The 17,861-nt window shown below is 69.9% G+C and carries 23 protein-coding genes; 22 read left to right on the plus strand and 1 reads right to left on the minus strand.

What is annotated here, in order from left to right:
- The first annotated feature begins 38 nt into the window (after positions 1-38).
- Both ACZ6C1_RS33060 and ACZ6C1_RS33065 read left to right on the plus strand, forming a co-directional pair.
- Complete coding sequence (locus ACZ6C1_RS33060; protein WP_469246120.1) at positions 39-2,336, plus strand: type IV secretory system conjugative DNA transfer family protein; 2,298 nt, start codon at positions 39-41, stop codon at positions 2,334-2,336.
- 8 nt (positions 2,337-2,344) lie between these two features.
- Complete coding sequence (locus ACZ6C1_RS33065; protein WP_469246122.1) at positions 2,345-2,500, plus strand: hypothetical protein; 156 nt, start codon at positions 2,345-2,347, stop codon at positions 2,498-2,500.
- A 291-nt stretch (positions 2,501-2,791) separates the two neighbouring features.
- On the opposite strand, the gene ACZ6C1_RS33070 is transcribed toward ACZ6C1_RS33065, so the two are convergent.
- Positions 2,792-3,475 carry a hypothetical protein gene (locus ACZ6C1_RS33070; RefSeq protein ID WP_469246123.1) on the minus strand — a complete coding sequence of 228 codons (684 nt, stop codon included), beginning with the start codon at positions 3,473-3,475 and terminating at the stop codon, positions 2,792-2,794.
- Between the two features lie 152 nt (positions 3,476-3,627).
- Between ACZ6C1_RS33070 and ACZ6C1_RS33075 the strand changes: the two genes are divergently transcribed.
- From ACZ6C1_RS33075 to ACZ6C1_RS33170, 20 genes are all read left to right on the plus strand, one after another.
- A complete protein-coding gene (locus tag ACZ6C1_RS33075; protein WP_469246125.1) occupies positions 3,628-4,158 on the plus strand; it encodes a sigma factor-like helix-turn-helix DNA-binding protein in 531 nt (176 codons plus the stop codon).
- On the plus strand, positions 4,139-5,701 hold the full coding sequence (locus ACZ6C1_RS33080; protein ID WP_469246127.1) for a terminase large subunit domain-containing protein: 1,563 nt from the start codon (positions 4,139-4,141) through the stop codon (positions 5,699-5,701). Before ACZ6C1_RS33075 ends, ACZ6C1_RS33080 begins: the two co-directional genes overlap by 20 nt.
- 766 nt (positions 5,702-6,467) lie before the next feature.
- Entirely contained in the window at positions 6,468-8,336 is a 1,869-nt protein-coding gene (locus ACZ6C1_RS33085) for a hypothetical protein (protein ID WP_469246129.1), read from the plus strand.
- Positions 8,337-8,401: 65 nt separating this feature from the next.
- On the plus strand, positions 8,402-9,223 hold the full coding sequence (locus ACZ6C1_RS33090; protein ID WP_469246130.1) for a hypothetical protein: 822 nt from the start codon (positions 8,402-8,404) through the stop codon (positions 9,221-9,223).
- A 105-nt stretch (positions 9,224-9,328) separates the two neighbouring features.
- The gene (locus tag ACZ6C1_RS33095) at positions 9,329-10,063 is read left to right on the plus strand and encodes a hypothetical protein (RefSeq protein WP_469246132.1); all 735 of its coding nucleotides are present in this window, start codon (positions 9,329-9,331) and stop codon (positions 10,061-10,063) included.
- Between the two features lie 13 nt (positions 10,064-10,076).
- On the plus strand, positions 10,077-11,141 hold the full coding sequence (locus tag ACZ6C1_RS33100) for a major capsid protein (protein ID WP_469246134.1): 1,065 nt from the start codon (positions 10,077-10,079) through the stop codon (positions 11,139-11,141).
- A 3-nt stretch (positions 11,142-11,144) separates the two neighbouring features.
- Positions 11,145-11,537, plus strand: a complete 393-nt coding sequence (locus ACZ6C1_RS33105) for a hypothetical protein (RefSeq protein WP_469246136.1) — start codon at positions 11,145-11,147, stop codon at positions 11,535-11,537.
- A gap of 103 nt (positions 11,538-11,640) precedes the next feature.
- Positions 11,641-11,985: a hypothetical protein gene (locus tag ACZ6C1_RS33110; RefSeq protein WP_469246137.1), complete on the plus strand. Its 345-nt coding sequence runs from the start codon at positions 11,641-11,643 to the stop codon at positions 11,983-11,985.
- A complete protein-coding gene (locus tag ACZ6C1_RS33115) occupies positions 11,982-12,797 on the plus strand; it encodes a hypothetical protein (RefSeq protein WP_469246138.1) in 816 nt (271 codons plus the stop codon). Before ACZ6C1_RS33110 ends, ACZ6C1_RS33115 begins: the two co-directional genes overlap by 4 nt.
- A complete protein-coding gene (locus tag ACZ6C1_RS33120) occupies positions 12,794-13,003 on the plus strand; it encodes a hypothetical protein (protein ID WP_469246140.1) in 210 nt (69 codons plus the stop codon). The genes ACZ6C1_RS33115 and ACZ6C1_RS33120 overlap by 4 nt, the downstream gene beginning before the upstream one ends.
- Positions 13,003-13,221 carry a hypothetical protein gene (locus ACZ6C1_RS33125; protein WP_469246142.1) on the plus strand — a complete coding sequence of 73 codons (219 nt, stop codon included), beginning with the start codon at positions 13,003-13,005 and terminating at the stop codon, positions 13,219-13,221. Before ACZ6C1_RS33120 ends, ACZ6C1_RS33125 begins: the two co-directional genes overlap by 1 nt.
- A gap of 6 nt (positions 13,222-13,227) precedes the next feature.
- Entirely contained in the window at positions 13,228-13,959 is a 732-nt protein-coding gene (locus ACZ6C1_RS33130; RefSeq protein ID WP_469246144.1) for a spherulation-specific family 4 protein, read from the plus strand.
- Between the two features lie 4 nt (positions 13,960-13,963).
- Positions 13,964-14,542 (plus strand): 3'-5' exoribonuclease domain-containing protein, encoded by a 579-nt coding sequence (locus ACZ6C1_RS33135; protein WP_469246145.1) that lies wholly within the window; start codon positions 13,964-13,966, stop codon positions 14,540-14,542.
- Positions 14,539-14,919 carry a hypothetical protein gene (locus ACZ6C1_RS33140; RefSeq protein ID WP_469246147.1) on the plus strand — a complete coding sequence of 127 codons (381 nt, stop codon included), beginning with the start codon at positions 14,539-14,541 and terminating at the stop codon, positions 14,917-14,919. Before ACZ6C1_RS33135 ends, ACZ6C1_RS33140 begins: the two co-directional genes overlap by 4 nt.
- Positions 14,919-15,359 carry a DUF6093 family protein gene (locus ACZ6C1_RS33145; protein ID WP_469246149.1) on the plus strand — a complete coding sequence of 147 codons (441 nt, stop codon included), beginning with the start codon at positions 14,919-14,921 and terminating at the stop codon, positions 15,357-15,359. Before ACZ6C1_RS33140 ends, ACZ6C1_RS33145 begins: the two co-directional genes overlap by 1 nt.
- Positions 15,356-15,745, plus strand: a complete 390-nt coding sequence (locus ACZ6C1_RS33150; RefSeq protein ID WP_469246151.1) for a hypothetical protein — start codon at positions 15,356-15,358, stop codon at positions 15,743-15,745. The genes ACZ6C1_RS33145 and ACZ6C1_RS33150 overlap by 4 nt, the downstream gene beginning before the upstream one ends.
- The gene (locus ACZ6C1_RS33155) at positions 15,742-16,209 is read left to right on the plus strand and encodes a hypothetical protein (RefSeq protein WP_469246153.1); all 468 of its coding nucleotides are present in this window, start codon (positions 15,742-15,744) and stop codon (positions 16,207-16,209) included. The genes ACZ6C1_RS33150 and ACZ6C1_RS33155 overlap by 4 nt, the downstream gene beginning before the upstream one ends.
- A gap of 102 nt (positions 16,210-16,311) precedes the next feature.
- The gene (locus ACZ6C1_RS33160; protein ID WP_469246155.1) at positions 16,312-16,788 is read left to right on the plus strand and encodes a phage tail tube protein; all 477 of its coding nucleotides are present in this window, start codon (positions 16,312-16,314) and stop codon (positions 16,786-16,788) included.
- 94 nt (positions 16,789-16,882) lie between these two features.
- Positions 16,883-17,440, plus strand: coding sequence for a hypothetical protein (locus ACZ6C1_RS33165; RefSeq protein ID WP_469246157.1), 558 nt, complete (start codon positions 16,883-16,885; stop codon positions 17,438-17,440).
- Positions 17,395-17,844, plus strand: coding sequence for a hypothetical protein (locus tag ACZ6C1_RS33170; protein WP_469246159.1), 450 nt, complete (start codon positions 17,395-17,397; stop codon positions 17,842-17,844). The genes ACZ6C1_RS33165 and ACZ6C1_RS33170 overlap by 46 nt, the downstream gene beginning before the upstream one ends.
- Positions 17,845-17,861: the final 17 nt, after the last annotated feature.

Genomic DNA, 17,861 nt, shown 5'->3' on the forward strand with positions numbered 1-17,861 from the left:
CCCTGCCCGCCTCCGCCCAGTTCGAAGGAGCCCCCGCCATGACCGACCCCACCCCCACCCCCGGCAACAGCCCGGCTGCCGTCAGCGCCTCCTCCACCGAACGCAGCATCGCCCTGGCCACCGCGGCCGCCCCGGTCGTCACCGGCGTCGTCGCCCCGTTCCTCGACGGCGGCGCCGCCTTCACCGCAGCCCTCGCTTACGGCGGCATCGCCGGATTCAACATCGCCAACTACGTAAACAAGCTGCCACCCGGCCTCACCCGCAACCTCCCCGCAGGCGACATCGCCGAGGCCCACAAGTCCCCCCTGTTCATCTCCACCCTCACCACCGGCATGGCCCTCAGCCTCGGCACCCTCGGCGGCCCCGAATACGCCGACGCCCTCCTCGCCGGCGCCCTCACCCTGCCCTCCGTACCCGGCATCCTCTCCCTCGGCTGGTGGGCCGCCGTCGCCCTCGTGCCCCTCAAGCTCCGCCGCGTCCTCGCCCGCACCCACCGCGCCACCACACCTGCCTCCGCCCCCGCCGCCGGGCCCGCCCAACCGCTCCTTCAGCCCCCGGCCACCGGCGCCCAGCAGATCCTCCAGCGCTGGGCCGCGCACATCTCCCACCCCACAGGAGGCACCCACAAGGGCCAGGAACTCGTCGTCCGCACCCTCAGCCCCACCCGCTGGACCGGCACCATCACCGCCCCCACCGGCGCCGCCGTCACCGTCACCCCCGCCGTCATCTCCTCCGTCTACCAAATCCCCACCGACTGGATCCGCCTGACTTCCGGCGCCCACGAGGGCGAACGCCACCTCACCGTCAACCTCCAGGGCCCCGCCGAGCTCGACCCCACCACCCTCGCCGGCGCCTGGAAAAAGTGGGTCGCCCCCGCCGTCATGAAGGGCTCCCACCTCGAAGAAGTCCAGACCGACCCCGCTACCGGCGGCGAAGTCGCCGTCGTCGTCGCCGACGAAGACACCCCCCGCCTCACCACCCCCAGCCAGGAAGACCTCGCCGGCGCCCTGCGCACCACCACCCTGCTCTGCTCCTACTCACCCACCCCCGGCAACCCCCGCCGCGGCGTGATCCGCCTGATGAAGCACAACCCCCTCGAGGAAGGCACCCCCTTCCCCGGCACCCACGTCCTCAAAATCAGCGAAGGCGGCTACGTCCAGATCGGGCGCCACGTCTCCGGATTCCCCGCCCGCGTCCAGTTCACCGACCCCGTCCTCGGCGCCCGCCACCTCTTCATCGCCGGCGTCACCGGCTCCGGCAAGGGCGGACTCGTCCAGATCGTCGCCCTCGCCGACCACGTCAACGGCCACGCCATCATCTACGCCGACCCCAAGGGCTCCTCCAACCCCGACGTCGAAGCCATGGCCACCTACTCCGGCCTCGGCGAGGAAGGCTGCATGGGCGCCCTCCGCGTTGCCTACACCCTCATGCAGTGGCGCATCGAAGAATCCGCCCGCCTGAAAATGAAGAACTTCCAGCCCACCCCCGACCGCCCCTGGGTCCGCGTCATCCTCGACGAAGCCCACGTCCCGCTGTCCGAACTCGTCGAGCACAAGAAGGAAGCCGGCATCATCCTGGAGGCCCTCGCCGCCAAGGCCCGCTCCCTCGGCATCATCCTCTGCGTCGTCAACCAGGCCGTGAACGCCGACAAGCTCGGCGGCTCCACCGCCCTGCGCACCAACGTCATCCAGGGCGGATCCCTCGTCATGTTCCGCACCGACTCCGACCAGGCCCACCTCGCCACCACCGGCTTCGAAGGCGTCGACCCCGGCCAGATCCCCGCCGCCTGGGACGTCGACCGGCCCCTCATCTACGACGAGAAGGTGGCACTCCAGGACCCCCGCTCCACCTTCGGCCTCGGCTACACCCTCGGCCCCGGCGGCGCCGCCGAGATGATGCGGACCTTCCTCCTCGAGTCCGCCGCCCCCTACATCGACCACGATGCCGTCGCCCGCCCCACCGACTGGCGCGACCTGGACCGCGTTGACGAAATCGCCGCCACACCCATCCTCAGCGAAGGCGACGCCGACGGCGACAGCCCCGTCTTCATCACCAGCGGCGTCGACCTGCCGAAGAAGCCCGCCACCGCCGACGAGAAGATCCTCAAAGCCCTCTCAGACCTCGACGACCCCCTCGGCCTCGAAACCGTCTACACCCACAAGGACACCATCGCCGCCATCACCCGCCTCGAAGGCTCCACCCTCGACAACGCCCTGTCCCGCCTCGTCAAGAAGGACAAGATCCACCGGCAGATGAAGGACGGCAAGGAAGTCCGCGGCTCCTACGGCTACGGCCCCGCCCCCGCCGACGAGCCCACCCCAGAGCCGGGAGAGTAGCCCCCACCGTGCCCAGCACCACCCGCACGATGAAGGTCACCGCCCGTCTGTCCGACGGGCGGCTCCTCATCGCCCACCTCGACCCCCGCGTCACCGCCCAGCACAGTCCCCTCAAACGCGCCCTCCAGGCCGCTGGCATCCCTCTCACCAGCCGCGACCAGTAACGAGCGACTCAAGTGACCGAAGGCCAGAACACGCGAATCGGGGAGGGCGGGGGATACCGGCCCGGACAACCAGCCCCCCGTACGCCAGCATCAGAAGTGCACAGCCTGGCCGGGAGCCCGGTGTCCCCGCGCCCAACTCCCGGCCAGGCCGTAACCCCCACACATGACGACGCGTTCCCGGGGCACAAGGACGTCGACCCGAGCTCGGCCGGCCCACCCCCGACCGCCGCCGAGCACAGCGGCCCCGCCACTCCCCCCCCGAGTGGCGGGGCCGCCCCACACCTAGGGCGCTCAGCCCACCGGCTTCCACACCCCGCACCGCTCCGACGTGAACTGGCCGTCCGACTCACGGACCGTCACCGTGATCTCCCGCGCCGACGTCGCGAAGTTGTTGTCCAGGATCTCCCCAGACGACGACGTCCGCTCCCAGTAGCAGTCCCTGATCTGGCCCTTCACCCGGTACCTGCCTGGCGGGATCCTAGAGAACCCGGACGTCTCGTCGGTGTCGAACGTGCCGGCCTCGACATCAGCCGCGTCATTCGTGTGCGGCGGCTTCGGCGACACCTCATACGAGCCGTCACCAAACCACTGGTCGTACCGCCCCGCGACCGCCTCCTTCACCGCGCTCGTCCACTCCGGGCACAGCTTCGGCACCCCGGCCTGCAAGACCACGGCGCCGTAGCCGTCCATCTGCCCCGACTCCACCAGCCACTGCGGCCGTGTCGACGAGTCCGCCGCGCTGTCCGGCAGCGAATCGCAGATGTCCTGCACGAACGCGGATGGCGACGTGTAGTGAATGCCTACCTGCCATCCCTTCGAGTCGGCGAGCTTGTCGAACTCCCCTGCGGGCGTCGGCGGGTACTCCGGCACCGTCGGCGTCGCCTCCGGCGCTGTCGTCTCCACGGTCGGCGGCGAGCTTGCCGCGGCCGGCTTCCCGTCCGTCTTTCCCCCGCAACCAGCGGCCAGCACCACCACGACCAGACCAGCCGCAGCAGCCCCCACCCTTCGCACATGTCTCATGCCGCGCAGAATCCCACCCTCCACCACCCGGGGGAGCCAGAACCGTTGAATCGGGGATCATTCGTGACAGGGCGCGGGGCCTGACCAAGAGCGGGAGCCCCACCGCCATGCCTGCATCCCGAGCGAAGCAAGCCCTCACCGCTCAGCGTCGAGCAGAGATGCTCCGCATGAAGCTCGAGGGAAAGTCCATCGCAGCGATCGCCGAGCACTTCGAGATGAGCCCGAACGCCGCATCGAAGGACCTGACCCGCGCCGTACGCAAAGCCCGGGACCTGGAGATCCAGGAAGCCGAGCTCTGGCGCCAGATCCAGTCCGACCGTCTCGAATCCCTCCTCGCGGCCGTCATGCCCGACGCCCTCACCGGAGAGGTCCGCTCGGTCGAACAGGCACGCAAACTGATCGTCGACCTCACCGACCTCCTCGGGGTGAAGGTGCCCGTCCGTACCGAAATCTCAGGACCGGACGGCGGCGCCATCCCGTTCAGCAGTGGCGAACTGTCCGAGCTGCAAGCCCTGATCGACATCTCCGACCAGGAGCACGCCGACATCCCCGTCTTCGACCACGACGAAGACGACGAAGACGACGAAGACGAGGACGACCAGGACACCGCGGACGACGATGACGACAGCGACGACTGACCGGCAGTCCGAGTTCCTCGCCCGCTACCGCACCCTCCCCGCCGAGCAGCGCCGCCGGGTAGCCACACGCGCCACCCGCGAAACCCGGCGCAAGCTCGCCCGCATTGAACGCGACATGGCCCTGGATCACTCACCTGGCGCCATGGCCGCGGTCCTCACCGAAGGCCGGGAGAAACAGGCAGCACACCTCGCGCTGATCGACGGAGCGTTCCGCCGCATCGCAGCCGGCGAACGACTCCAGGTCATGCTCACCATGCCCCCACGGCATGGCAAGAGCCAGCGCGCCTCCCGGTGGGGGCCCCTGTGGTACCTGCGCCGTCACCCCGAACACCGCATCATGATCGCTTCCTACGGTGCCGACCTCGCCGACGACCACGGCAGATGGGTACGCGACCAGCTCCGCGAATACCCCACCGCCCTCGGCATCCGCCTCCACGCCGCCTCCCACGCCGCGAACCGCTTCGACCTCGAGCAGAAGCGCGGATCCAGCGTCCGCGGAGGCATGGTCACCGCTGGCGTCGGCGGCGGCCTCACCGGCAAAGGCTTCAACCTCGGCATCATCGACGACCCCTTCAAAGGCCACGACGACGCCGCCAGCCCCGCCCAGCGCGAACGCGTCTGGGAGTGGTACCGCTCCGTCTTCTTCACCCGCCGCGCCCCCGGCGCCTCCATCATCCTGATCAACACGCGGTGGCACGAAGACGACCTCTCCGGCCGGCTCCTCGCCCACGAGCCCCACCGCTGGCTCCAGATCGACCTCCCCGCCATCGCCGACCGAACCGACGACCCCATCGGCCGCGCCATCGGCGAACCCCTGTGGCCCGCCCAGTACGACGCCCAGGAACTCGCCGACACCCGCGAGTCCGTCGGCGAGCGCATCTGGTACGCCCTGTACCAGCAAAAGCCCCGCCCGCTTGAGGGCGGCGTATGGAAGTGGGCATGGATCACCGGCAACCGGACCAAGGAAGAGGCCTGGCCAGGCATCACCCCAGCGCGTGTAGTCGTCGCCGTCGACCACGCCGGAGGTGACACCATCCGCAACGACGAAGTCGGCCTCGTGTGCGCGGCCCGCGACGACGACGGCCACCTGTACGTCCTGGACGACCGCTCCCGCACCATGGGCGCCGACACCTGGGGCACCGAAGTATGCAAACTCGCCATCGACCGGCAGGCCGACGCCATCGTCGTAGAAAACAACTTCGGCGGCGACATGGCCGCCCAAGTCGTACGGCAGGCCTGGACCGAGCTGGAACGCGAGGGCGACACCGGCGGCATGCTGATGCCTGCCCTCATCGAGGTTCACGCCAAGCAGGGCAAACGGCTACGCGCGGAGCCGATCGCGCAGCTGTACAAGCAGGGCAAGGTGCACCACGTTGGAGAGTTCACCGAGCTCGAAGGACAGATGGTCACCTGGATTCCCGGCATGGACTCCCCAGACCGCATGGACGCCGCCGTGCACGCCCTGACAGAGCTCGCCGACCCCGCCTCAGCGGCCGTCGGAACCGGGAACTACGCGGATCGACGCCTCGCTGGACGTAGATGAGGTGGCAAATCCACGTCCACGGGACGCTGAAAACGTGTCACGAAACCGCGAAAGGTGCCGTAGCGGGCCGTCTGAGGCCCGACACGGATCCGGAGACGGACAGCGGATGGCGAAACAGGTCCGAGAAGGGGTCTGTACGGCCATCTGCGGGCACGAACATCCTGGGAGACCAACCTGGCGGGGCAGATTTTAAAATCTCGGTGATACATTGGATTTGCACGGAAGCACGGAAGTACTGCATGCCGTGCGCTCAGGAAGAGAAACGTAGGAAGACAGATAACAGGAAACCGCCCCCCTGGCTGTGGGAGACGGTCCCTGCGGATCGGGTGCTACTCCTTCGTCGACGCCGCGTGCAGCCACACGAAGATCGCGAAGACGAGGTTCCAGAAGCCCCAGTCCGTTGCGGTGTTGACCATCGTTCCTCCTTCCTGGTCGCCGGTCTCGTAGCCGGAGGCGGGTACCCCCGGGCATATGCGAATCCGGGGGTGCCTTCCAGGAGTTGGTGGTCACGCCGCGCCCGAAAGTCTACGTCCTCCCAGACCCTCCGAATGACCTCTCGCACACGCATTCCGGGGCATCTGGCATATTCACCGCAGAATTCCTCGGGCCGGAGACTTTCGAGTAACTCGAATGGGTGAACTCCCCCCATTCTGCCGAGCATATGAACCGACCGGACCGATCACCTGAGCGAACCGGAGGGACTGAACCGCTCACACGCCCGTACCCTGATCACAGGGCGCGGGGCCTGTGTGCGGAGGAGCGCTCTGTGGGCCTCAAGTCCCTGGTCATCGACGCCTGGTCCTGGCTGAACTACAAGCCGATCTACAGCGACCCCACCCTCGGCATGCCCAACCGCCGGGCCTTCCCCGAAGCCCACGCCTCCTGGGTGCCGGCCGCGGACGAACGGCGCCTGGCCGCGTACAAGCTCCTCGCCGCGTACGACAACAACCAGGCCGGTGAACTCGCTGAGCTCCGCGACGGCGCCGCTGCCCGCGACCGGCGCGAGTTCGGCGACCCGAGCATGTTCATCGACACCCTCGTCGCGCACGTCATGGGCCGCGAGCAGACCATCACCGTCCCCGGCGCCGAACAGGACACCGACACCACCGACGCCGCGGCCGCCGAACGGGTCCAGACCCTGCTGCGCGAGTGGGCCGAGACCGAGCTCCTCGCCATGCGGATGCTGCAGACCGAACGCAAGGCCGTGTCCCTCGGCGACGGGGTGTACCTGCTGTACTGGGACGCCGACAAGCGCCGCGTGCGGCTCCGCAGCTACGACCCCGGCTTCTACTTCCCCGTCTTGCCCGAGGACGGCGACGGCGCCGACTTCCCCGAACGGATCCACCTCGCCTGGGAGCTCCCCGAGGACCCCAAGCGCGGCCTGAAAACCCGGATCCGGCGCATCACCTACGAGCTGGACTGGATCCGCCCCGCCACCGCATCCGGCGTCGACCGCACCGGCCGGGCCGTACGCGCCCCCGTCATGTCCGAACCCGCCGACGGCACCGGGCCTGTCCCGGTCCTCGGACAGGGCGACGTCTTCGACGAACGAACCGGCGGCATCTCCCGCCAGTACGCGTGGAACGACGAACCCTCCTACCGCACCTGCTACCTCACCGACGCCACCTGGGAACTCGGCGACATCAAGGGCCCCGTCGACGTCGACTCCCTGCCCCTGGACGCGGCCCGCTTCGCGACCAGCCCGGCCGGGGAAGTCCTCGACCGCCTCGACCTGCTGATCGACTTCATCCCGGTCATCCACGTCCCCAACACCGTCCCCCCGGCCGAAGAGCACTGGGGCCAGTCGTCCCTCGCCAAGGCCTTGCAGGTTTTCGACGAGTTGCAGGGCACCGACACCGACTCCTCCCGCGCGTCGGCCACCACCGGCTCACCCATGATCGCCCTGTCCGGCAAGCGCACCGGCACCCAGCGGGAACTCGCCGTCGGGCCCGGCGTCATCGCCGAGATCGGCGAAGGCGGCCGCATGGACGTCCTCGACACCTCCCGCGCCCTCGCCGAGCTCCGCAACCACGCCCACGACCTCGCCGACCGCGCCGCGAACGTCGTACGCCTCCCCGCCGTGTCGCTGGGCACCATGGACCCCTCCAAGGTCCCCTCCGGCTACGCCCTCGAGCTGTCCCTGGGGCCGCTGGACTCCCTCATCTCCGCCATGCGCCTGGCCCGCGATCACAAGTACGCCCTGCTGCTGAAGTTCGTCCAGCGCCTGTCCATCGCCGGGCAGCATCCCGACTGGGCCGGTATCCGCCCACTGCCCGCAGAGCTGACGTGGGGCCCGTACACGCCGACCGACAAGGCCGCGGCCCTCAAGGAGGTCACCGACGCCTACGCCGCGCACGTCATCTCCCTGGAGACCGCGGTGCGGCGCCTCCAGGACGCGGGCTGGCCCATCGACGACGCCGAGCAGGAGATCACCCAGATCGAGTCCCGCAGCTTCGAGCAGGCCCGGTTCCTCGCCGACGCCCTTGGCAACCCCGACGAAGTCGCCGCGTTCCTCGGCCGCCAGGCCCCCGACGAGCCCGCCGTCCCGCCCCTCCAGCTCCCGCCCCTCACCGGCGAAACCACCGGAGACGAGCCGCCAGAACTCCTACCCGGGGGGAGCGGGGGCAACGAATGAGGAAACGTGTGCTGTCCTTGATCTCAGGCGCGGGGCCTGGAACCTCTATGGGAGGACCTGCCCTCATGCGTCGCCCCGCGCACCGCACCACCCCGGCCACCGTCGCCTGGGCCCACCCCTACACGGGTGTCGAGGCCATGGCCGTGTTCTACAACGACGGCGGGACCCCGACCCCGCCCGCCGGCCCGGTGCCGACTCCCGCCGAACTCGCCGGCCGCCTCACCCCGCCCCCGGCCGCACCTCCCTCTCAATCCGGTCAGCCGACGACCGATGACGGTGAGCCGTTCGTCACCATCACCCAACGTCGACTCAACGTGATCATGAGGGACGAGAAGGAAGAGGGGCGACGCTCCGCCTACCGAACTGTTGCCGAAGCCGCCGGTCTGGACCCGGACAGCTTCGACCCCACCGCGTTCGCGCAGATGTTCAAGCAGGCCGACGAAGCCCGCAAGGCGCAGCTGTCCGAGGAGCAGCGCCGCGCCGAGGAACTCGCCCAGCGCGAGCGTGACCTCGAGGCGCAGAAGGCCGCGAACGACGCCCGCGCGGCAGAGATCGCACGCCGGGACCGGGAGTCGAAGATGCGGGCCGTCCTCGTCCGGCTCGGTGCTACCGGCGACGACCTCGACGACGCCGCCGCGCTGCTGTCCGGACGAGTCGCCGACGACGCCGACGACACCGCCATCACCGAAGCCGCAACCGCGCTGAAGGAACGCCGCGGTGAGCTGTTCGGCGCCCCCGCACAGCCCGGGGCGCTGCCTCCCGCTCCGTCCGGCGCCCCTGCGGGCGGACCCCCGCCGCGCACCCCCGCCGGCACCAAGGACGCCATCCGCACCGCCGCCCGCAAGCGGGCCGCCGACATGGGGCTGCGCAACGACGACGCAGCCTGACCCACAGACCGCACAACGTAGGGACCACGCCCTCACCCCCGTGGACGGCACCACCCCCAAGCGGTGCCCTCACGTATCCCGCGATATCGCGAAAGGGGCTACGGCGTGGACATCCAGCCGTACACCACCACCGAGACGCTCGCCGTCGGCCGCCCGTGGCTGATGAGCATGCTCGGCATCGAAGCCAACCAGTCCATCACCCTCGACCTCACCGCGTTCGACGAGAACCTCCACTGGACGGAGGCGTCGAAGTACCAGCCGGAGCGGAAGCTGAAGTCCGGCATCCCGCTCGGCAAGAACGCCAGCACCGGTCTGTTCGAGCCGTATGCCGCGCTGACCAACGAGGTCCAGACGGTCACCATCACCGGCTCGCCGACCGGCGGCACGTTCACGCTCACGTTCTCCGGCCAGACCACAGCGGCCATCGCGTACAACGCCACCGCCGCGGCCGTGCAGACCGCGCTGGAAGCGCTGTCGAACGTCAACCCGGGTGACGTGACGGTCACCGGCGCGGCCGGCGGACCCTACACCCTGACCTGGGGTGGCCAGTACCTGGGCGAGAACGTCGCCCAGCCCACCGCCACCGCCTCGTTCACCGGCGGGTCCACGCCTGGCGTCACCATCGCCACCACCACCGCGGGCGGCGCCGCCGGCTCGGCTTCCGGCACGCAGAACTTCGCCGGGTTCCTTTTCACCGAGGTGTCCTTCTTCCCGACGTCCACCAAGGTCGCGGCGCCGCTGATGGTCCACGGCCAGATCGACGTCGCCAAGCTCCCGGTTGCTTTCGACCCGACGGACCTGTCCGCCGAGTCCAACCAGTCGTTCGTCTACAAGGTCTGAGAGGGGACCCCCCATGCCTAACGACATGCTCGAGGTCCTCCTCCGGGACATCAATGCCACCGAGATCAACGCGTTCGTCCGCGAGATCCAGACCCCGGCCGACTACGAGCTCACCCAGTCGGTGATCCCGGAGCGGACGGTCAACTCCGTCAAGTGGGAAGTGCGCGGAACCCGCCGCCGGGTGGCCGCCGCCTCCTACCGCGCGTGGGACGCCCAGACCAAGGTCGCCACGCGTGAGATCACGCAGTTCGCGACCTCCGGCAAGCTCCTGCCCCTGGGGCAGAAGTACATCGTCGGCGAGCTCGAGACGATCCTGGAGAGCGTCTCGCGCGGCATGGACGGCCAGGACCTGGTCGACGCCATCTACGACGACGTCGCCGCCCATGTGCTGTCGATCAAGCACCGCATGGAGCTCGCCGCCGGTGACCTCCTCGTTGACGGCAAGTTCACCCTCACCGGCGAGAACGGCCTCACCCTCGAGGCCAACCACAACGTCCCCTCCGCGAACATGCCGACCGCGCCGACCGCGTGGACCGACCCGACCGCCGACATTCTCGGCGACGAGATGCGCTGGATGGAGGTCCTGCGGGCCTCCGGCGCGCCGCTGCCCTCCCGCGCCCTCACCTCGTACAAGACGTGGGCGCTGATGCTGGGCAACGACTCCTACCGCGCCGCCTACTACGGCTCGGTGAACTCCGCCTCCACCATCCCCACCGCGGTCCTCGCCCCGAACGAGGTCAACGTCGTCCGCGGCCGCTACGGCCTGCCGCCGATCACCACCTACGACGTGAAGATCCCCCTCGATAACGGCACCGACGTCCGCGCGCTGCCGGAGAACATGTTCTTCCTCCTGCCGCCCAACACCCGCCAGATGGCAGAGACCCAGTACGGCCTCACCGCCGAGGGCCTGGTGCTGTCCACCGGCGGCAACCCGTCCATCGAACGCTCCGAGGCGCCGGGCATCATCGTCACCTCCGGCTACCAGGACGACCCGGTCCAGGTGTGGACCAAGGGCTCGGCGGCCGCGCTGCCGGTCATGTACACCCCGGACATCCACATCGCTGCGACGGTGTGGTGAGCCATGGGCGCCCAGCTGAGCAGCACCGTGTACGTGCAGGATCCCGACACGCGGCAGACCGTGACCCTCGACGCCGGGACGCTGCCAGAGCCGCGCCTGGCGGCCCTGGTGACGAACCCGGCCGCCTGGGTGGACGGGAAGCTGCCGCGCCTGCCGAAGACCGCCAGGGCCGAGACCGAACCGCCCAACGGCCCGGCAGGGGAGGGCAGCGGCCCTTCCGGGGACGGCCCGGGCGACGCCTCTGGCGACGGCTCGGCCACCACCTCCGACGACGCTGACCAGACGTCCGACGAGCCCAAGGCCACCACGGCCACCAAGACGGCCGCGAAGAAGACCGCGGCCAAGACTCCGGCTCGGGGCCGGACGGCCGCCGCTGAGGGCACCGGCGGCCAGTAAGCGGCGTGCGGGCCCGTCCCCCCTGGTGGGGGCGCCAGGGCCGGGCCCGCACCCCGCTGTCCCCCCTTCCCGCCCCTCGCCCACAACGCCCGTGGAGGAGCCCGTGGACACAGCCGTACGGGCCTGGCTCACCGGCCAGCTCGGCACCAGCACCGACCTCGCCGACCTCGAAACCCGCTACACCCGCCTCGGTACCGCACGCGCCGTAGCCCTTGAGGTCCTCTACGAACGCCGTGCCGCCCTCGTCCACGACCAGCCCGCCAGCGTCAGCGTCTCCTCCGTCGTCTCCGTCGCCTACACCGAAAACATCAAGGCGATCGAACGGCAGATCGCCGAGCTGCGCACCGGCGTCCCGCTCGCCCCGGACGAAACCGACCCCGACGGCGACGGAACTGCCCAGGACGGCTCCATCGCCCTCATCCGCCTCACCGCCAGGCCCCGGCGATGACCACCCCCACCCGCCGCCGCACCCTCCGATCCCGCCTGCTGGGCTACATCACCGACGCCACCAGCCGCCTCACCGCCGCCTGGCGGATCATCACCCAGGCCCAGCAACTCCTCCTGACCACCCTCGCCCGCATCCGGCCCGGCAGGGGAGCCGCCGCCCGCATCCGCGCGGCCGCGCTGCTGTTCCAGCGGTCCCTGTCCACCTTCAACCGCCACACCGCCGCGTTCGTCGAACGATGGGCCGCCACCGACCTGCCCCTCGTCTACCGCGAAGGCGCCTACACCGCCCTCGACCACGCCGACCGGCCACGCGGCATCTGGTCCTGGACCACCCACCACCAAGCGGCCGTCACCACCCTGACCGCCCAGTACTACACCGACCTCATGGGCCGCCTCCGCGAAGCGGTACGCCGCGCGCAGGTCTTCCTCCGCGACGCACTCGCCGCCGCACGAGCGGTCACCAGCCGCGCCAACGCGCCCACCTTCGACCCGGCCGCCCTGTACCAGCAGCACCCCCTGGACACCGTCGTCTACGCCAACGACGCCCGCCACCCGGTCCCGGCATGGGCTCGGGCCGCCCTGTCCTGGCAGGCCGTGACCGTCGCCAACGCTGGCAGCATCGGCACCGCATGGCAGCAACTCGGCTGCCGCCAGGTCCTGGTCAGCGACGGCGCCGACTGCGGCTGGACCAGCCACGCCGACCCCGACCGTGCACACGGCACTCTCCGCGACATCGCCGACGCCCTCGCCCATCCCTCCGCTCACCCTCACTGCATCCGCGAGATGCTGCCGCACCTCGGGAGTCGCGCATGACGTCCGCCGTGTTCTGGAAGCGACTCCACCTCACCCTCTTCTTCGCCTGGGTGGCCGTGCTGCCGCCGACTGTCCTGTGGTGGAAGGACTCCATCCCCTACCTCGTCGGCATGTCCTGGTACGCCATCGCGATCGGCCACATCAGCTCTTGGCAGGCCGCACGCGCCGAACACGCCGAACAGGGCGAGGCGGGGGGAGGCTCGTGATGCGGGTGACCGTCCGCTGTGGTGACCGCCGGGTCACGCTGCAGAGCACAGGCAAGCCCGGCCCGAAGACGGTGCGCGCCATGGAGAAGGCAGCGAAGAGGCTGTTCTCCATGCTGCCGGCCAGCGTCGACGAGCATCACGCAGAGGCCTTCGGCTTCGCCCTGTCCGCTGACACCGAACGAGCAACCGAACCTGTGGATTACGAGGAAGAGGGCTGAACGGCCATGCCGCTGCCACCGACGATGGGCGCCGGGATCCCGCTGTACGCCCACCCCGCCACCAAGGCCTCCGCCTGGGCCGCCATCACCATCGCAGGCGCCCCCGTCCACTGGATCGTCCTCAACCAGGCCAACGGGCCCGGCGCCACCGAGGACGCCGTCCTGTACGACGCCGCCCGCGAAGTCCGCGACGCCGGCATCCGCGTCCTGGGCTACGTCCCCCTGAACTACGGGGAGCGGGACGACTTCTTCAACAACGCCGACGCCGACACCTACGCCGACCGTGGGTTCTCCTCCAGCTTCCTCGATCAGTGCCCCGCGGACACCGGCCACCTCGAGGCCGTCGCCCTGACCGTCCTGCGCCAGCAGGAACACGGCATGGACTACGTCGTGCTCAACCCCGGCGTCGTCCCCGCCCGCGGCTACTGCGACATCGCCGACCAGGTCGTCGTCTTCGAGGGCGACCTGGCCGCCTACCGGGCCGCGACGTTCCCGGAGTGGATGAGCGAGTACCCGCCCGAGCGGTTCGCCCACCTCGTCCACGGCGTCGGTCACCCCGACGAGGCCGAGGAATGCGTACGCCTCGCCCGCCAGCGCGGCTGCCACACAATTTTCACCCACTCGACCGTCTACGACCCCGAGACGAACACGTGGGACGGCCTGCCCGCGTACTGGTCCGAGCTCTCCCGTGCCCTCTCTTCCCGGCCCTCACGGCCCGCCCCCGGCTGGAAGGACTGACCCCGTGACAGTCATCGACTATGACCTTGAGTTCCTCGAGGACTCCCGCCACATCGAACTCATTTCGATCGGAATGGTGGCCGACGACGGCCGCGAGTACTACGCCGTGAACGGGGACCTGGCTGCCAGGTGGGGGCACGGAAGAAAGGTGCGACGCCGCATCCGCAAGCACAAGTGGCTGATGGAGAACGTCGTCCCACATCTGCCTAAACCGTCGGGCGACTGGAACAACCACATGCCCGAATCGTGGCTGTTCAACTACCACGACCCAGCGGTGAAGCCTCGCGAGCGGATCGCGGACGAGGTCATGGACTTCATCCGCGCTTCCGGACCCGACGTGCAGCTGTGGGCAAACTACGGTGCCTACGACCACGTGTGCCTGGCCCAGCTCTGGGGACGGATGATCGACCTGCCCGAAGGTGTCCCCATGTTCACCCACGACATCCAGCAGGAACGCTCCCGCCAGGGCCTCGCCTGGGACGACCTTCCCCAGCAGAGCAACGGCGAGCACAACGCCTTGGCGGACGCGCGCCACAACCAGGCCGTCCGCCGCTGGCTGAACGCCAGGGAGGCCACGGCATGACCGACCCCACCATGGGTGACACGCCCCGTCAGGTCCGCATCACCACCGACGGGGTGCTCGGCCACGTCGAGATCGACGGAGCCGACCTCACGTCCATGCTCCACGGCTACACCCTCGAGCACCGCGCCAACCAGGCCCCGCTGCTTGTGCTGTACGCCCACCCGAACCGCCAGGGCGCCGAGTTCGACGGGATGGCCCACGTGGCCATCGGTGACCCTCCGGACCCCGGCCCCGTCATCGCCGACTTCCTCCGCGGAATCGACCCCGCTGCCCTGGAGAACGCCGCCCTCAACCGCGACGACCTCGACGACGAGCGGTACGCGCTCACCCGCGCGATGCTCGCCCAGCTCGCCGACTGGGCTGAAGGCCGCTCCTGATGGCCGGCCTCGACAAGGCGCTCGCCGGCGTCGTCACCTGGATCAACACCAACCTCCTCGTCGACACCGTCCGCGTCACCGGCCCCGCCACCGGCGACCCCGTGCTGAACGAGGAGACCGGGCAGCTCGAATACCCCGAGGGCGGTGTGCTCTACGAAGGCCCCGGCGCGGTGTTCCCCGCGTCCTCCCCGCCGATGGCCGTCATCTCCGACGCCAGCCAGCCCTGGGTAGATGAGACACGCTCCACCTACAAGCTCCTCACACCGACTACCGCGCCGATCCCCCCGAAGGACGCCCTGGTCAGCGTGATCACTGTCGCCAACCCTGACCGCAGCGGCCTCCTGGGGCGTACATGGCAGGCCAGCGACCCCGGCCGCGTCGGCACCGTCGAAGCAGTCCGCGTCACCCCCCTTGACCAGCAGCAGGGGGCAGCCGCGTGACCCCGGATGAGCTCGCCGACCGTCTGGAGAGCGCAGCGGGCGACATCGGACCTGCGATCCGGCGCCGCATGCGGCACGTCGGCACGCTCGGCGTCGCGCAGATCCGCGGCAACGCCTCCGGGCGGCCCGGGCCGAACGTCATCACCGGCCAGTACCGGGCATCGTGGAAGGCCGTGACCCGCAGCATCCCGCACGGCGCGCAGTGCACGCTGGGCACCACCGCCCCCCAGGGCAGGCGCCTGGAGTTCGGGTTCTGGGACATGACCGACTCCATCGGCCGGCACTTCTTCCAGCCCCCCTACCCCCACGTCCAGCCCGCCCTGCCGTTCCTCGGGGCCACCCTGCGCGAGCAGATGGGCGAGGCCGTCGAGGAGGTCCTCTCATGATCGCCCGCCTTCCGGTGTCCAAGGCTCTCCAGACGCTCCTCGCGACCGCGACCGGCATGCCCGTCGGCCGAGGCCGCATCCCGCCAGGCACCGCCCCCAACACGCTCGCCGCACCCCCCTATTACCTCCTGTACCTCGTCGACGCCTCGGTCGACGGCCCGCCCCTCGCCGACGAGAACCCCGACGCTTCCTTCGTCTACCAGGTCACGTCAGTGTCCGGGCCGGACCCGGCCAAGCCCGGCTCGACGGGGAGCATCGACCAGGCGGAGTGGATGGCAGACAAGGCCCGCACTGCGATCCTGGCCCGCGACCCGGCGACAGGGCTGTGGCTGCGCACGCTGACGGTCCCGGGAGTGAAGAACACCGGCCGCAGTCTGGAGACCGAACCGGGGGAGTCAAGTGATCCCGCCGATGCCATCATCAGCTACGTACAGAGGTTCAGGTTCGGCCTGACCCCCGCCTGACGGACAGTCGGGCGCGCATGACCGCACCGCGGCGGGACCCCACGCGGACGCCACTGGCACGTGGCCGCCTCACAGCCGTACGCATCACAAGGGGTCCCCACCATGGGCAGGTTTTCCCGCAAGGGCGTAACGAAGATCCTCTTCGCTGAGACCATCGCCGCCTCCTCCTACATCCCCACCCGGGCCGAAATCACCAGCGCGACGTCGCTGACCAAGGCCATCGCCGCCGTCGACGGCTTCTCCTTGGAGAACCAAGAGATTGAAACACCGGATTTGGAATCGACGTTCACCTCGAAGATCCCGGGCGACGACCAGGCCGCCGACTCGAGCCTGACGTTCTACGAGGACGACACCACCTCCACCCTTGAGGAAGCCCTCGCCAAGGGCACCACGGGTTTCATCATCATCCTCCGCAAGGGCGACGTCCCCGCCTCCAAGAGCATGGATGTCTACCCGGTGCGCGTCGCGTCCAAGTCGTCCGCGATCACCGTGGACAACGAGGCCGCGAAGTGGATGGTGAAGTTCTCCATCACCGACACGCCGGCCCTCGACGCCGCCGTCCCGGCCGCCGGTCCCTGATCCGCCCCCTTCAGCTCCCGGCCGGGCCCGACGTGTTCGGGAAGGGGCGCGGCGGCGCCCGGCCGGGTTCCCCTTCCCCGACTAAGGACCACGCATGCCCGCCAAGACCAGCACCGCACCCACGCCGCCCCCGGCCGCTGTGGCCGCCGACGCCCACTGGACCGCCACCAGGGACAAGCTCCGGAGGCGCCACCGGCCCACGGCCACGATGACGATCTGCGACGACCACACCGTCAAACAGAACCTCGACGACGCCCGCAGGGCCCAGCGCCGCGCCGCCCTCCAGCTTGAGGCGGACCCCGACAACCAGGTCCTCCAAGACGCACTGGCGGGCGCCGACGAACGGCTCGCCGCAGCCCAGACCGCGTTCGACGAGGCGGCCATCGTGCTGCGCTTCCAGGCCCTGGAACGCCCGGCGTTCGAGGCGCTGAAGAAGGACTACCCGCCGACCGAGGAGCAGGCCGAGGACGGGCTGATCATCAACCCCGAGGCCATCGGCCCGCCCCTGATCGCCGCCGCCTCTCTGGACGGCATCACCGAGGACGACGCCCGCTACTACCTCGACACCTGGGCCGAGTCCGAAGCCGCACAGCTGTTCCAGACCGCGTGGGACGTCCAGGGCATCGTCCGGTTCGACGTGGGAAAAGGCTGATCGCCGATGAGCAACTGCGCACCGAGCTCGAGCTGTGCGACCGCTGGGGCATCCCCCACTCCCAGTTCCTCGGCGCCGGAGACGGCCGCTGGACCCCCCGCGACCGGGAGAAGGCCCTCGCCTACCGCGCCTACCAGCGCACCGTGTGCCCGCAGTGCGGCACCCGCCACGACGACTGGGACCACGGCGGACCTGACGAAGAGGACGCCTACGTGGCGGTCGGGCAGCGCTGCGTCGGCTGCCAGGTCATCGCGGAGAAACAGGCCGAGCTCGAAAAGGCGGGCGCCGACCTGGGCGGCATGAAGGTCGCGCTCCTGCCGGCCGCCGTGCATGCGGCGCTCCAAACGGAGCGGGAGATGAAACGGCAGCAGCGCGGACGCCGCAGCTGGGACGACGACGAATAAAGGGAAGGGAGGGGCGG

Source organism: Streptomyces sp. NPDC041796 (assembly GCF_055590785.1).

Coding starts and splice junctions, on each gene's coding strand:
- ACZ6C1_RS33060 (WP_469246120.1), top strand. CDS start 39: ATGACCGACCCCACCCCCACCCCCGGCAACAGCCCGGCTGCCGTCAGC.
- ACZ6C1_RS33075 (WP_469246125.1), top strand. CDS start 3,628: ATGCCTGCATCCCGAGCGAAGCAAGCCCTCACCGCTCAGCGTCGAGCA.
- ACZ6C1_RS33080 (WP_469246127.1), top strand. CDS start 4,139: ATGACGACAGCGACGACTGACCGGCAGTCCGAGTTCCTCGCCCGCTAC.
- ACZ6C1_RS33090 (WP_469246130.1), top strand. CDS start 8,402: ATGCGTCGCCCCGCGCACCGCACCACCCCGGCCACCGTCGCCTGGGCC.
- ACZ6C1_RS33100 (WP_469246134.1), top strand. CDS start 10,077: ATGCCTAACGACATGCTCGAGGTCCTCCTCCGGGACATCAATGCCACC.
- ACZ6C1_RS33105 (WP_469246136.1), top strand. CDS start 11,145: ATGGGCGCCCAGCTGAGCAGCACCGTGTACGTGCAGGATCCCGACACG.
- ACZ6C1_RS33115 (WP_469246138.1), top strand. CDS start 11,982: ATGACCACCCCCACCCGCCGCCGCACCCTCCGATCCCGCCTGCTGGGC.
- ACZ6C1_RS33120 (WP_469246140.1), top strand. CDS start 12,794: ATGACGTCCGCCGTGTTCTGGAAGCGACTCCACCTCACCCTCTTCTTC.
- ACZ6C1_RS33125 (WP_469246142.1), top strand. CDS start 13,003: ATGCGGGTGACCGTCCGCTGTGGTGACCGCCGGGTCACGCTGCAGAGC.
- ACZ6C1_RS33130 (WP_469246144.1), top strand. CDS start 13,228: ATGCCGCTGCCACCGACGATGGGCGCCGGGATCCCGCTGTACGCCCAC.
- ACZ6C1_RS33140 (WP_469246147.1), top strand. CDS start 14,539: ATGACCGACCCCACCATGGGTGACACGCCCCGTCAGGTCCGCATCACC.
- ACZ6C1_RS33145 (WP_469246149.1), top strand. CDS start 14,919: ATGGCCGGCCTCGACAAGGCGCTCGCCGGCGTCGTCACCTGGATCAAC.
- ACZ6C1_RS33155 (WP_469246153.1), top strand. CDS start 15,742: ATGATCGCCCGCCTTCCGGTGTCCAAGGCTCTCCAGACGCTCCTCGCG.
- ACZ6C1_RS33160 (WP_469246155.1), top strand. CDS start 16,312: ATGGGCAGGTTTTCCCGCAAGGGCGTAACGAAGATCCTCTTCGCTGAG.
- ACZ6C1_RS33165 (WP_469246157.1), top strand. CDS start 16,883: ATGCCCGCCAAGACCAGCACCGCACCCACGCCGCCCCCGGCCGCTGTG.